The sequence below is a fragment of the Rhizobium sp. OAE497 genome (assembly GCF_040546565.1).
Classification (GTDB): domain Bacteria; phylum Pseudomonadota; class Alphaproteobacteria; order Rhizobiales; family Rhizobiaceae; genus Rhizobium.
Window position 1 is genome coordinate 3,233,050 of the sequence record NZ_JBEPOA010000001.1, and the last position, 12,506, is coordinate 3,245,555.

Annotated in this window: 8 protein-coding genes and 2 tRNA genes; 5 read left to right on the top strand and 5 right to left on the bottom strand. The window is 62.1% G+C overall.

Going from position 1 to position 12,506, the window contains the following annotated elements; translation table 11 throughout:
* Nucleotides 1-43: 43 nt before the first annotated feature.
* On the top strand, nucleotides 44-1,048 hold the full coding sequence (locus ABIE40_RS16305; protein ID WP_199629002.1) for a bile acid:sodium symporter family protein: 1,005 nt from the start codon (nucleotides 44-46) through the stop codon (nucleotides 1,046-1,048).
* 80 nt (nucleotides 1,049-1,128) lie between these two features.
* Here the strand turns inward: ABIE40_RS16305 and ABIE40_RS16310 are convergent, their stop codons facing one another.
* Entirely contained in the window at nucleotides 1,129-1,596 is a 468-nt protein-coding gene (locus tag ABIE40_RS16310; protein ID WP_112719960.1) for an Hsp20 family protein, read from the bottom strand.
* Between the two features lie 420 nt (nucleotides 1,597-2,016).
* Here ABIE40_RS16310 and ABIE40_RS16315 point away from each other — a divergent pair, with 420 nt between their 5' ends.
* Nucleotides 2,017-2,991 (top strand): alpha/beta fold hydrolase, encoded by a 975-nt coding sequence (locus ABIE40_RS16315; protein ID WP_112719964.1) that lies wholly within the window; start codon nucleotides 2,017-2,019, stop codon nucleotides 2,989-2,991.
* Between the two features lie 12 nt (nucleotides 2,992-3,003).
* Here the strand turns inward: ABIE40_RS16315 and hisN are convergent, their stop codons facing one another.
* Together hisN and ABIE40_RS16325 are read right to left on the bottom strand one after the other, a co-directional pair.
* A complete protein-coding gene (gene hisN, locus ABIE40_RS16320; protein ID WP_199629001.1) occupies nucleotides 3,004-3,777 on the bottom strand; it encodes a histidinol-phosphatase in 774 nt (257 codons plus the stop codon).
* 247 nt (nucleotides 3,778-4,024) lie between these two features.
* On the bottom strand, nucleotides 4,025-4,906 hold the full coding sequence (locus ABIE40_RS16325; protein ID WP_112719962.1) for an N-formylglutamate amidohydrolase: 882 nt from the start codon (nucleotides 4,904-4,906) through the stop codon (nucleotides 4,025-4,027).
* Nucleotides 4,907-5,094: 188 nt separating this feature from the next.
* Between ABIE40_RS16325 and cpdR1 the strand changes: the two genes are divergently transcribed.
* The 3 genes from cpdR1 (at nucleotide 5,095) to ABIE40_RS16340 (ending at nucleotide 6,029) form a co-directional block, all read left to right on the top strand.
* Nucleotides 5,095-5,457, top strand: coding sequence for a response regulator CpdR1 (cpdR1, locus tag ABIE40_RS16330; RefSeq protein ID WP_003542883.1), 363 nt, complete (start codon nucleotides 5,095-5,097; stop codon nucleotides 5,455-5,457).
* 84 nt (nucleotides 5,458-5,541) lie between these two features.
* Nucleotides 5,542-5,616 (top strand) — tRNA-Val (locus ABIE40_RS16335).
* Between the two features lie 338 nt (nucleotides 5,617-5,954).
* Nucleotides 5,955-6,029 (top strand) — tRNA-Val (locus ABIE40_RS16340).
* A 156-nt stretch (nucleotides 6,030-6,185) separates the two neighbouring features.
* Here the strand turns inward: ABIE40_RS16340 and ABIE40_RS16345 are convergent.
* Complete coding sequence (locus ABIE40_RS16345) at nucleotides 6,186-11,657, bottom strand: hypothetical protein (protein ID WP_199629000.1); 5,472 nt, start codon at nucleotides 11,655-11,657, stop codon at nucleotides 6,186-6,188.
* Between the two features lie 674 nt (nucleotides 11,658-12,331).
* Entirely contained in the window at nucleotides 12,332-12,469 is a 138-nt protein-coding gene (locus ABIE40_RS16350) for a hypothetical protein (protein WP_199628999.1), read from the bottom strand.
* Nucleotides 12,470-12,506 lie beyond the last annotated feature (37 nt).

A 12,506-nucleotide genomic window follows, 5' to 3' on the forward strand; every position in this document is an offset into this window, starting at 1 on the left:
TGGATGACAAGACAATGAACTTGTTATTGCCCGGGACCACGCCATGCGCCGCTTTCTGCCAGATACTTTCACGATCCTGCTCGTCTGCACGGTCATTCTTGCATCGTTCTTTCCAGCCGACGGCGCCTTTGCGGATTACTTCAGCGTCGCGACGGATCTGGCGATCGCCCTTCTCTTCTTCCTGCACGGCGCCCGCCTGTCGCGCGATGTGGTGATCGCCGGCGTGCTGCACTGGCGCCTGCATCTGGCGATCCTGCTGACGACCTTCGCGCTCTTCCCGCTGCTTGGCCTCGCAATCGGCTTCATTCCCGACTCGATCCTGCCGCAACCGCTCTATCTTGGCATCCTCTTCCTCTGCGTCCTGCCCTCGACCGTGCAGTCGTCGATCGCCTTTACCTCGATGGCCGGCGGCAACGTTCCGGCAGCCATCTGCTCGGCCTCGGCATCGAATATCTTCGGCATGTTCCTGACGCCGCTGCTCGTCGGTCTGCTCTTCTCGGTCGGCGGCCATGGCGGCTTTTCCTGGGATGCGCTCGAACAGATCATGCTGCAGCTGCTTCTGCCCTTCGTGCTCGGCCAGGTGCTGCAGCCCTGGATCGGCGACTGGATCCGCTCCAAGAAGAAGATCCTGATGCCCGTCGACCGCGGCTCGATCCTGATGGTCGTCTACGCAGCCTTCAGCAAGGCGGTTATCGAGGGCCTCTGGCACCAGTTCTCGATCGGCGACATCGCCGCCGTCATCATCGTCGATATGCTGCTGCTCGGTTTCGTGCTGCTCTTCACCATGTTCGGCAGCCGCCTGCTCGGCTTCAACAAGGCCGACGAGATCACCATCACCTTCTGCGGCTCCAAGAAGAGCCTGGCGAGCGGCGTGCCGATGGCAAACGTCATCTTCGTCGGCCAGCCGATCGGCGCCATCGTTCTGCCGCTCATGCTGTTCCACCAGATCCAGCTGATGGCCTGCGCCGTCATCGCCCAGAAATATGCAGCCGCCGCCAAGAAGCGGGCGACTGCCAAGGAAATCGAACAGGCCGCAAGCCCGGCCTGATCCCCTTAGATATAGCGCAATAAAAAAGCGGCGCTCCAACGGAGCGCCGCCTGCCTTTTCCTATTCCTGGGAGGAATTGGTTAGCTGTTGACCTGAGCCTCGATCGCCTTCGGCGCGCTCACCGGCTCGGCGGCAATCGCGATCTTGCGGGGCTTCATGGCCTCGGGAATGCTGCGAAGAAGGTCGATATGCAGGAGACCGTTCTTCAGCGAAGCGGCGGTGACCTCGACATGGTCGGCCAGCTGGAAGCGGCGCTCGAAAGTGCGCTTGGCGATGCCGCGATAGAGGAATTCGCTGCCTTCGGCATTGTCTTCGCTCTTTTCACCCTTGACGTTCAGAGCGTGAGCCTGGGCTTCGATCGAGATCTCGGTTTCGTCGAAACCGGCGACGGCCATGGTGATACGGTAGGTGTTCTCACCGGTGCGCTCGATATTGTAGGGCGGATAGGTCTGGCCCTGATCCGGCTGAGCGAGGCTGTCGAGCATCGTGAAGAGACGGTCGAAACCGACGGTGGAACGGTAGAGGGGAGAGAAATCGACGTGACGCATAGTGTCCTCCTTGGGAAGCGACGAGTTGCGATAAAGATGCCCCTGAAACCCCATATTCGGCAGCTTCGGGACGGTTTCGCAGGCCCTTCCGGCGCCTGCAGAATTCAGATGGTGATGGTTTTTGGCGAGTTCAAGCCCCGCCGTTAACACCCGTGAACCACGCATGAACGCCTGGTTCGGCATGCGTTCAGCCGCACTGCCTTAGGAATTGGATCGTCGGGTGATCAAACTGGCCCGATGGCTGAAGTGCATCGTCCCTTCTTCTTCAGTCCGATTATGGACCGGCGCCGGGCATCCCTCTCGCCCCGCCGGTCTCTTTTTTCTCCACTGCTCTTGGCGGGTGGCGATCTTTAAGAGTTGATTTCACGCCCTCGTGCATTATCCCCTAGACTGGAAGCTCAGCGAACGATGGCAATGCTCATGGATCAGGTTCTCATCTCGACACCAGACAATCCGGCGCCCGACAACCGGACCGAAGGCTATTTCGAGACGTTCGACGGTCAGAAGCTGCGCTATGCCGTCTTTCGCTCCAACGCCTCCGTTGCCAAGGGCACCGTCGTCCTGCTGCAGGGGCGCAACGAATATATCGAGAAATATTTCGAGACGATCCGCGACCTGACCGCCCGGGGTCTCTGGGTCGCCACCTTCGATCTGCGCGGCCAGGGCGGCTCGCCGCGCCTCGTCAAGAAGCGCCAGCATGGCCATGTCCGCCGCTTTTCAGATTACGAGCGCGATCTCGATATCTTCCTCGAGAAGGTCGTGCTGCCCGATACCCGCCTGCCCTTCTATATCCTGGCGCATTCGACTGGCGCGCTGATCGCCCTTTCCGCCGCCCCCTATCTCGCCACCCGTATCGAGCGCATGGTGCTTTCGGCGCCATTCATCGGCCTGATCGGCCAAGCGGCCTCCGCCTCGACGATCAGGAGACTGGCATCGACCGCCTGCGCCATCGGGCTCGGCTCCATGCCGCTGACCGGCAAGCTGCGCGAACCAGAATTCCGCGACAATCCACTGACCTCGGATGAGGTGCGCTTCGAGCGCAACGTTTCGATGATGCGCGACCATCCCGAGCTGACGCTCGGGCCGCCGACGGCCCGCTGGCTGGTCGAATCCTTCAAGACGATCGACAAGGTGATGACGCCGAACCACCTGTTCTCGATCACCATCCCGACGGTGGTGATCGCCCCCACCCGCGATGGCGTCGTGCCCTATATCGCCCAGGAGCGGCTGTCGCGCTATTTCCGCGCCGGCCAGCTGGTGCCGATCAACGGCGCCCGTCACGAGATCTTCCAGGAGCGTGACGCCTATCGCGCCGCCGCGCTCGCCGCCTTCCACGCCTTCATCCCCGGCAGCGATGCCGAGGCTGAGCAGGAGGTCGAAGGAATCGGCGTCTGACGCCCGCGCCCTTTAGCGCTGCAGAATGGCAATCGCCTGCTCATAAACGGCGCGGCTGCCGGCAGCGATGATCGAACCGCCATTTTCCGGCCGTCCGCCATCCCATGTCGTCATGATCCCGCCGGCCTTCTCGATGACCGGGATGATGCCGCCGACATCATAGGGCTTCAGGCTGTTTTCGATCACCAGATCGATATGGCCGGCCGCGAGCAGCGCATAGGCGTAGCAATCGCAGCCGTAACGGAAGAGCCGTACCTGGCTTTCGATCTCGCGATACTTGTCCATCTCGCTGCCGGTAAAGAGATGCGGCGAGGTGGTGAACAGGATGGCGTTGGAAAGGCTGCCGCAATCGCGCACCTGAAGCCGCCGCTCGCCCTCGGGACCCGTATAGATCGCGCCGTTCTCGTCGGCGAAATAGCGCTCGCCGGTGAACGGCTGCTCGATCATCCCCATGACGGCCCGGCCGTTCTTCTGCAGGCCGATCAGCGTGCCCCAGACCGGAACGCCCGAAATGAAGGCGCGAGTGCCGTCGATCGGATCGATCACCCAGACATATTCGCGATCCAGACCGACGCTGCCATGCTCTTCGCCAAGAATACCATGCTCGGGATAATGCTCCTCGATCAGCCGGCGGATCGCGACTTCTGCCGCCTGATCACCCTCGGTGACCGGGTCGAAGCCGCTGGCGAGCTTGTTGACGACGCTGAGGCCGGAGCGGAAACGCGGCAAAGTCTCAGCCTTGGCGGCTTCCGCCAGGCGATTGAAGAACGAGCGGTCGGGGAGCATGGCGGATCCGTTTTTAGCCTCGGGAATGGCGCTTTTCATAGCGAAACTGCGTTAAAATGCAAACACTTCAGGCAATCGCTCTTTATCTGCCTAAATATTTCGCACTGCAATATTTTGCTTGACTATTGTGCAATGCAATAGTAGCTTCTTCTTACAGTCTTCTGACTGTAAATACCCTCCTTGGGTGTTTCCTCCCTAGACTTAGCCGCGCTGCAGAGCGCGGTTTTTTTTGACCTGGAGGAAGGAATTATTCTGCGGCAAGCGCCGTATCGTCGGCGAAACGCTGCACGTAATCGGCCATCTGCCGCATGAAGCTCGTCACCGCATTGGCAATGACAGGGAAATCGGCCCGCTTCTCCAGCGTCACCTCATCCACGTAGATCGAACGGTTCACCTCGATCTGCAGCGCATGCAGCCCGCGCGAGGGGCGGCCGTAATGTTCGGTGATGAAGCCGCCGGCATAAGGCTTGTTGCGGATGGCGTTGAAGCCCATTTCCTCGAAAATGCTGATCGCGGTGCGCGACAACTCGGCCGATGCCGACGTCCCGTAGCGGTCGCCGATAATGAAGTCCGGCCGCTGGTTGCTGCCGGCAATGCGGATGTTGCCCGGCATCGAGTGGCAGTCGATCAGCACGCCGAAGCCGAACTGCACATGGGTACGCGCAATCAGCCGCCGCAGCGCCGCATGGTAGGGCTTATAGACGCTCTCGACGCGGTCGAGCCCCTCCTGGACCGGGATCCGGTGAGAGTAGATCTCCATGTTCTCGGCAACGATGCGCGGGATCGTCCCGAGACCGCCGGCAACCCGCAGCGAATTGACGTTGGCATAGGACGGCAGCATGCCGTCGAACATCCGCGGATCGAGTTCGTACGGTTCACGGTTAACGTCGAGATAGGCGCGCGGGAAGTTTGCAAAGAGCAGCGGCGCACCGAGCATGCTCGCCGCCGAGAACAGCTCTTCGACATAATGATCCTCCGAGCGGCGGATCGAAATGCCCTGCAAACGCGACTGAGCGATAAATTCCGGTGGATAAATACGGCCGCTATGGGGGGAATTGTAAACGAAGGGAATGGTCTGCGACACGGGCTCACGTATCTCAAAAAGCTCGTATTCGCGGATTTCCGGCACCTTCTGCCCTCTTAACCATGTCGTTCGAGGCTGACTTGGCCTATGTTGCCAGTTGCCCGGCCTCAAGTCCATACTATGTACAGGGGATGACAGCCTTGGGCCGTCACTTCACCGGTTGTTTACTGGGGAAGGACTAGTGTAATGGCTGGAGCCTTCCATAAAAATTCATCTCACCAGCGGTCTGGATAATGACTCAGAAGATACTGCTTGCAGAAGACGACAATGACATGCGCCGCTTCCTTGTGAAGGCGCTCGAAAAGGCCGGCTACAAGGTTCTGTCCTACGACAACGGCGCAAGCGCCTACGACCGGCTCCGCGAAGAACCCTTTTCACTCCTCCTGACCGATATCGTCATGCCTGAAATGGACGGCATCGAGCTGGCGCGCCGCGCCACCGAACTCGATCCGGACCTGAAGGTCATGTTCATCACCGGTTTCGCAGCCGTCGCGCTGAACCCCGATTCGAAGGCCCCGAAGGACGCCAAGGTCCTCTCCAAGCCTTTCCACCTCCGCGACCTGGTCGATGAAGTGAATAAAATGCTTGCCGCATAAGGCTTCCAGGCGTCGCGTCACAAAACTTCAAAAAAGCCTATTGACGGCCCCAAAGGTTTTGTGATCTATGCGCCGCCATCGGATGGGCGTGTAGCTCAGCGGGAGAGCACTACGTTGACATCGTAGGGGTCACAGGTTCAATCCCTGTCACGCCCACCATCCGAAATCTCCACAAAGTCAAAGGCTTAGAGAAGCGGTTCGCAAAGCGAAGAGCGGTTCGCTTTGTTGTGCGGCGAAAGCCTGCCGTACGGCAAGGCTTGGCGACGGCAGCGATCGCCGCTCCGTTTCGCGGCCTCACGGCAGCAAGCTCCGCGGCCCTTCCTCGGCTTCTCAGAACATTCGATATCGCGCATTTCAGCGTGCCGGGCACGATACCGGGCTCGATCCACAAATTCGATCGCGCCGCATCACATAAGCGCTTGCCAAGGCGCCAAAGGCTCGCTATCAAGCGCGCCGTTAAGGGCATGAATTCGCGACGGATTTATTGCCCATCGGATGGGCGTGTAGCTCAGCGGGAGAGCACTACGTTGACATCGTAGGGGTCACAGGTTCAATCCCTGTCACGCCCACCATCCGATCTCACATCCTCGACAATTCGTTTCGACGCCACGCGATGATCGCCGATTCGCGCCGCGAATCGAAATCTGACTTCGGAAACGAAAAGGGCCCGCAAGATTGCGGACCCAATTGCGATCAACACTGGTGACGCATACTGCTCTGTCTGGCGCTCAGACGGCATTGTAGGCCGCGATCACTGCCGCCAGCTGGTCGTTGGTCATCGCCTCGACCTGCTGCGTCGTGAACGCATTTGCATGCGCACTGTCGAGCTTCGAGATGTCATCGACGGAGAGGCCGGCAATGGCGCCGACGCTGATCGCCGAGATTTCGTCGATGGCGAACTTTGCCACATCTTCGGGTGCCATAGCGGCGATCTGCTCGGCGGTCAGCTTCGCCGTCTGCGACAGCGTCAGACCCTCGATCTGGGCAGGCGTCATGGCAGCGATCTGGCTGGGCTTCAGGCCGGTGATGGCGGCATCGCTGAGCTTGCCGATCTGCGCTGGCGTCAGATTGGTGATCTGAGCGGTGGTCAATGCCCCCACCTGTGACGGCAGCAGCGCGCCGAGCTGCGCATCGGTAAACTTGGCGAGCTGGTCCGAGGTGAAGTGCGTCATCTGCAGCGCGGTGACCGCCTTGAGCTGATCGGCGCTGAGCTTGCCGATCTGGCTGTCGTTCAGGGACGCGATGATCTCGTCCTTCAGGCCCATCATCGCCCGGGGGCTGATGGCACCGAAGGCCTCGTCACTCATCTTGGCGATATTGGCAAGCGTGAGACCCGCGACCTGGAGCGCCGTCAGGGCGCCCACCTGCGCCACCGTCAGGCCTGCGACCTGATCGGCGGACATTGCCGTGATCTGGCTCGCCTTCAGGCCGCTCGTGGCCGTGGGGCTGAGCTTGCCGATCTGGGCGGCAGAGAGGCTCGATATCTGCGTATTGGTCAGCGCCCCGGCCTGCGTTGCCGACAGGGCACCGATCTGCTCATCGGTGAAATTGCCAAGCTGCGCCGCCGTGAAGCCCGGGATCTGCGTAGGCTGCAGCCCGGCGATCTGCTCCTTGCTGAGGCTCGCGACCTGCTCGGTGCTGAGAGCCGCGATCGTGGCATTCGTCATGCCGGCAATCGCGGTGGCGCTGATCGCACCGATCTCATCGGCGGAGAACTTGGCGATAGCCTCGGGGCTCAATGCGCCGACCTGGGCCGCCGTCAGTGCCGCCGTCTGGGCCGCGCTCAGACCTTCAAGCTGCGCCGCCGACATGGCGGCGATCACCGAAGGCTTGAGACCGGCAACCGCCGCGCCGCTCAGCTGGCCGATCTGGGCCGCGCTGAGGCTGCCGACCTGCGTCTCGGTCAGACCGGCCGTCTGCGCCGCCGACAGCGCACCGATCTGCTCCTCGGTGAACTTGCCGAGCTGCCCGGCCGTAAAGCCGGCCATCTGCTGGGCGGTCAGTCCCTTGATCTTGTCGGGGCCGAGCGAAGCGAGCTCGTTGTCGCTGAGACCCGCGAGCACTTCAGGCTTGAGCCCGCCGATCGCGCTGGGGCTGATCGCGGCAAATGCCTCGTCGCTCATCTTGGCGATGTTGGCGACCGTGAAGCCGGCGATCTGGGCGGCCGTCAGCAGCGCGATCTTGTCAGCGCCGAGGGCATCCACCTGGTCTGCCGACATGGCGAAGATCTGTGCCGCCGTTAGGCCGGCAATCGCCGCGCTGCTGAGCTGGCTGATCTGCGCCGGTGTCAGCGCCCCGATCTGCGCTCCGGTGAGCGCGCCTGTCTGCGCCGCCGTCAGCGCGCCGATCTGCGCCTCGCTGAACTGTGCGATCTGCGCAGCCGTGAAGCCCGGGATCTGCTTTGTCGCGATCGCCTTGACCTGGTCCGTGCTGAGCTCGCCGATCTGGCTGCTGGTCAGTGCGGCAACCGCCTCATTCGGCAAGCCGGCGATCGCGGCAGGCGTGAGAGCGGCAACGGCTTCGTCGCTGAGCTTGGCGACATTCGCCGCCGTGAAACCGGCCGTCTGCGCCGCGGTCAGCACAGCCGCCTGGGCGGGCGTAAAGCCTGCCACCTGGTCAGCCGTCATGCCGGTAATCTGCGAGGCCTTGAGACCGGCAACGGCCGCATTGCTGAGCTGACCGATCTGACCGGCGGACAGGCCATCGATCTGCGCATCCGTCAGCGCTCCGGCCTGTGCGGCCGACAGCGCGCCGATCTGTTCGTCGGTGAAGCGGGCGACCTGGGCGGGCTTGATACTGGCAATCTGGGCCGGCAGCAGACCGGCGATCTGCTCCGGCGTCAGGTTGCCGATCTGGCTGTCGCTCAGAGCAGCGATGACTTCGCTCTTAAGGCCGGCAAGCGCCTTGGGGCTGATCGCTGCCAGTTCCTCGTCGGTGAACCGGGCGAGATCCGCCGCCGTCATCGCACCAAGCTGCGCGGCTGTCAGCGCACCGGCCTGAGCAACGCTCAAACCTTCGAGCTGCGCATCGCTCATCGCGTCGATCTGCGCCGGCTTCAATCCGGCGACCGCCGCATTGCTGAACTGGCCGATCTGGGCGGCGGAGAGACCGGCGATCTGGTCGTTGGTCAAGGCCGCGGCCTGAACGCCCGACAGCGCCGCGATCTGATCGCCGCTGAACTTGCCGAGCTGGGACGGCGTGAAGCTTGCAATCTGCTGCGCGCTGAGGCCCTTGATCTGATCCAGGCTCAAGCTGGCGATCTGGCTGTCGGTGAGCGCCGCGATAGCCTCGCCCTTCAGACCGGCGATCGCCTTGGGGCTGATGGCGGCAATCGCGTCATCCGACAGCTTGGTGACATTTGTAGCGGTGAACCCGGCCAGCTGCGCTGCCGTCAGGACGGCAAGCTGAGCGGCGGTCAGGCCCGCAACCTGGGCCGGCGTCATGGCGGCGATCTGCGCGGCCTTCAGACCTGTCACGGCCGAATTGGTAAGCTCGCCGATCTGCTCGCCGGACAGCCCGCCGATCTGCGGGGCCGTCAGCGAACCGGTCTGCGCGGCAGACAGCGCCTTCATCTGCTCGTCGGTGAAGGTGCCGAGCTGCGTGTCGGTGAAGGCGGTGATCTGCGTTGCCGTAAAAGCCTTGAGCTGATTTGCGCTCAGCATCGAGACCTGATCATTGCTGAGCTTGGCAATCGCCTCATTCTTCAGGCCGCTGATGGCCTTGGTGCTGAGGGCTGCGACGGCATCGTCTGCCAGCTTGACGATATTGGTCGCGGTAAATCCGGCGGCCTGAACCGCCGACATTACAGCGGTCTGCGCCGCCGTAAAGCCGGCCACCTGATCCGCCGTCATGCCCGAAATCTGCGTGGCCTTCAGACCGCTGACGGCAACGTTGGTAAGCTCGCCGATCTGGGCTGCGGAAAGTGTGGCGATCTGCGCGCTGGTGAGAGATCCGGCCTGCGCCGCCGTCAGCCCCTTGAGCTGCGTATCGGTGAACTTGCTGAACTGCTCGGGCGTGAAAGCGGCGATCTGCTTGGTTGTGAGAGCCTTGATCTGATCGGCGCTGAGATGGTCGATCTGGCTTTCGCTGAGCTTGGCGATCGCATCATTCGTCAGGCCGCCGATGGCCTTGGTGCTGATGGCCGCAATCTCGTCGTCCGTGAAGGTGGCGATATCCTCCGGCGTCAGCCCGGCGATCTGCGCTGCCGTCATCGCCGCGACCTGCGCCACGCTGAGCCCTTCGAGCTGCGTCGCGCTCATCGATGCGATCTGCGTTGCCTTCAGGCCGGCAACACCCGAGTTGCTGAGCTGGCCGATCTGCGCCGCACTAAGCCCGGCAATCTGCGTGTTGCTCAGCGATCCGACCTGGACCGCCGACAGGGCCTTCATCTGCGTTTCGGAGAACAGGCCGAGCTGTTCCGGCGTGAAGCTCATCATCTGCCTTGAGGTCAGGCCCTTGACCTGGTCGGCGCTGAGCTTGGCAATCTGCGCATCTGTGAGAGCGGCAACCGCCTCACCCTTCAGGCTGCCGATGACCTTTGCAGGAATGGCGGCGAATGCCTCCGGGCTCAGCTTGGCAATGTTGCCGGCGCCGAAGCCGGCGATCTGCGAGACGGTGAGAAAGCCGATCTGGCTGGCCGTCAGCCCGGCGATCTGATCGCCGGTCATCGCCGCGATCTGCGTCGCCTTCAGGCCGCTGAAGGCGGCATTGCTCAGCTGGCCGATCTGGGTGGCACTAAGGCCGCCGATCTGCGCGGTGGTCAGCGCCGCCGCCTGCGCGGCCGACAGGGTCTTAATCTGTGTCTCGGACAGCAATCCGATCTGGGCCGGCGTGAAACCGGCGATCTGCTTCGGTGTCAGCGCCTTGATCTGATCCGTGCTCAACCGGCTCAAGACCGCATCACTAAAGACGGGCATCACCTCGCCCTTCAGGCCACTGATGGCCTTGGAGCCGATAGCCACGACAGCATCATCGGACAGCTTGGCGAAGTTTGCAGCGGTGAAGCCGGCAACCTGGACAGCCGTCAGGACGGCGGTCTGCGCGGCCGAGAAACCGGAGACCTGATCGGCCGTCATCGCGGTGATCTGGGTCGCCTTGAGACCGGCAAGCGCCGTGGTGCTGAGCTGGCCGATCTGCGCGGCGCTGAGGCCGGCGATCTGTGCGTTGGTCAGGGCGCCGACCTGCACAGCCGTCATCGCGCTCATCTGCGCCGGGGAGAAGCCTGCAAGCTTATCGGCCGTGAACATCACGATCTGCTTCGACGCCAGACCCTTGATCTGGTCAGGGCTCAGCTTGGCAATCTGTTCGGCGCTGAGCGCGGCCACGGCTTCCGGCTTCAGACTGCCGATGACTTTGGCACCGATGGCACCGATTTCGTCCGGCGTGAACTTCTCGATATCTGCCGGTGTCAGGGCCGCCACCTGCGCCGCCGTCAACGCGGCCGCCTGAGCCACGTTAAGGCCCTCAAGCTGCGTTTCCGTCATCGCCGCAATCTGCGTTGCCTTGAGGCCGGCAATCGCCGCCGTGCTCAGCTGGCCGATCTGGCTGCCGCTGAAGTCGACGATCTGCAGCGTGCTCAATGCGCCGACCTGCGTTGCCGTCAGGGCGCCCATCTGCACCGCCGAGAAGGTGCCGAGCTGGGCAGCACTGAAACCTGGCATCTGCTGCGCCGTCAGCGCCTTGATCTGGTCGGCGCTCAGCTTGGCGATCTGCTCGTCGCTCAGCGCTGCGATCGTCTCGCGCTTCAGGCCGCTGATCGCCTGAGGCGTGATGGCGGCGACCTCATCAGGCGTGAACTTGATGATATCGTCAGGGCCGATCGACGCGATCTGCGTGGCGCTCAGCCCCTTGATCTGGTCGACCGTCAGGCCTTCGATCTGATCGGGGGTAAGGGATGCAATCTGCGTGGCGCTGAATGCCGCCAGCTGATCCTTGCCGAGGCTTGCGATCTTTGCCGCATCGAGCACGGCGAGCAGTTCCGGCTTCAGCCCGCCGATCGCGCTCGTCGAGATCGCGCCCAGCTGGGTGGAGCTGAGCGCCTGGATATCCTCGGCCTCAAGAGCCGCCACCTGATCCTTGCTGAGGTTCTTGAGCTGTTCGGGCGAAAGCCCTGCAATATCCTCTGCCGAGAGTTCCCGGATCGTCTTCGGCGACAGGGATTTGATCTGGCTGCTGGTAAAGGAGGAGATGATCGACGTCATGAAATTGCCCTGCCCCGGCGTTGGCGATTACATTTCTCTGCCTCTCGCATCCCTGAAGCCGCAGTCCGCGCGCTCCAGCCACGACCGGAGCCTTCGCGCACCGCGCGTTGCTACATGAGGGGATGGTTCGACAGACTGCTTTGGAAGACATCGCTCGACGGAGCCGATGCCAGGACAGTGCACATAGAGCCGAGCCACGGTCCCCCAACCACGGCCTCGGCACGGCAATCGCAACATCGTTGCGCTCGAAGCCTCAATTTGCGAACTGCAAATCCAGGCGCACATACAACCAGCAATTACAACTTAATGTGCCGTTGTCCTGCTGGGATATGTGTCGCACTAAGCTTGCGCGAGGATGGAGAAACAACGCCCGATTCGTAGCGGCGAAAAATGCACAACCTAAGCGTACGGCCGACGGCTGTCGTCCAGCGTCTGGCAGCTTGTTTTGTCTTGATTATTAGCGGGGTGAGAAACGCGCTGAAACCTAGCCGGCAAAGCTTGGATAAAAATCGGCAGCGCGGTGATGGGAGGGTTTCGCAGCAAAGTCAGGCGGCCCGGCCGCAACTCCTGACACCACGACAAAGCAATAAAAGCTCTGTCCCACAGGGAAGCGTATCATTTACGCCACCACCCTGTACAAAGGCTTGCCCCCAAGCCTGCCCTCTTCGCCCAACTCACTTCGTAAGCGATGCGTCTTCGGTTATCGTCGTTGCTGCGGTTTGCAGATACGGGGTCTCAGGAATGGATGCGATGAAGAACATCGTAAACGCATAGACTGAGAACAGCGTCAGAGCCGCGGTCAATCGAATCATGCACTATCTCCTTATTCACAAGGAGGAGTGTGCGCCA

Bases quoted from the DNA above. Each gene is read 5' to 3' on its own strand.
- hisN (WP_199629001.1), bottom strand. From the start codon at position 3,777: ATGCTCCCCGACCGCTCGTTCTTCAATCGCCTGGCGGAAGCCGCCAAG.
- ABIE40_RS16305 (WP_199629002.1), top strand. From the start codon at position 44: ATGCGCCGCTTTCTGCCAGATACTTTCACGATCCTGCTCGTCTGCACG.
- cpdR1 (WP_003542883.1), top strand. From the start codon at position 5,095: ATGACTCAGAAGATACTGCTTGCAGAAGACGACAATGACATGCGCCGC.
- ABIE40_RS16310 (WP_112719960.1), bottom strand. From the start codon at position 1,596: ATGCGTCACGTCGATTTCTCTCCCCTCTACCGTTCCACCGTCGGTTTC.
- ABIE40_RS16315 (WP_112719964.1), top strand. From the start codon at position 2,017: ATGGATCAGGTTCTCATCTCGACACCAGACAATCCGGCGCCCGACAAC.
- ABIE40_RS16345 (WP_199629000.1), bottom strand. From the start codon at position 11,657: ATGACGTCGATCATCTCCTCCTTTACCAGCAGCCAGATCAAATCCCTG.
- ABIE40_RS16350 (WP_199628999.1), bottom strand. From the start codon at position 12,469: ATGATTCGATTGACCGCGGCTCTGACGCTGTTCTCAGTCTATGCGTTT.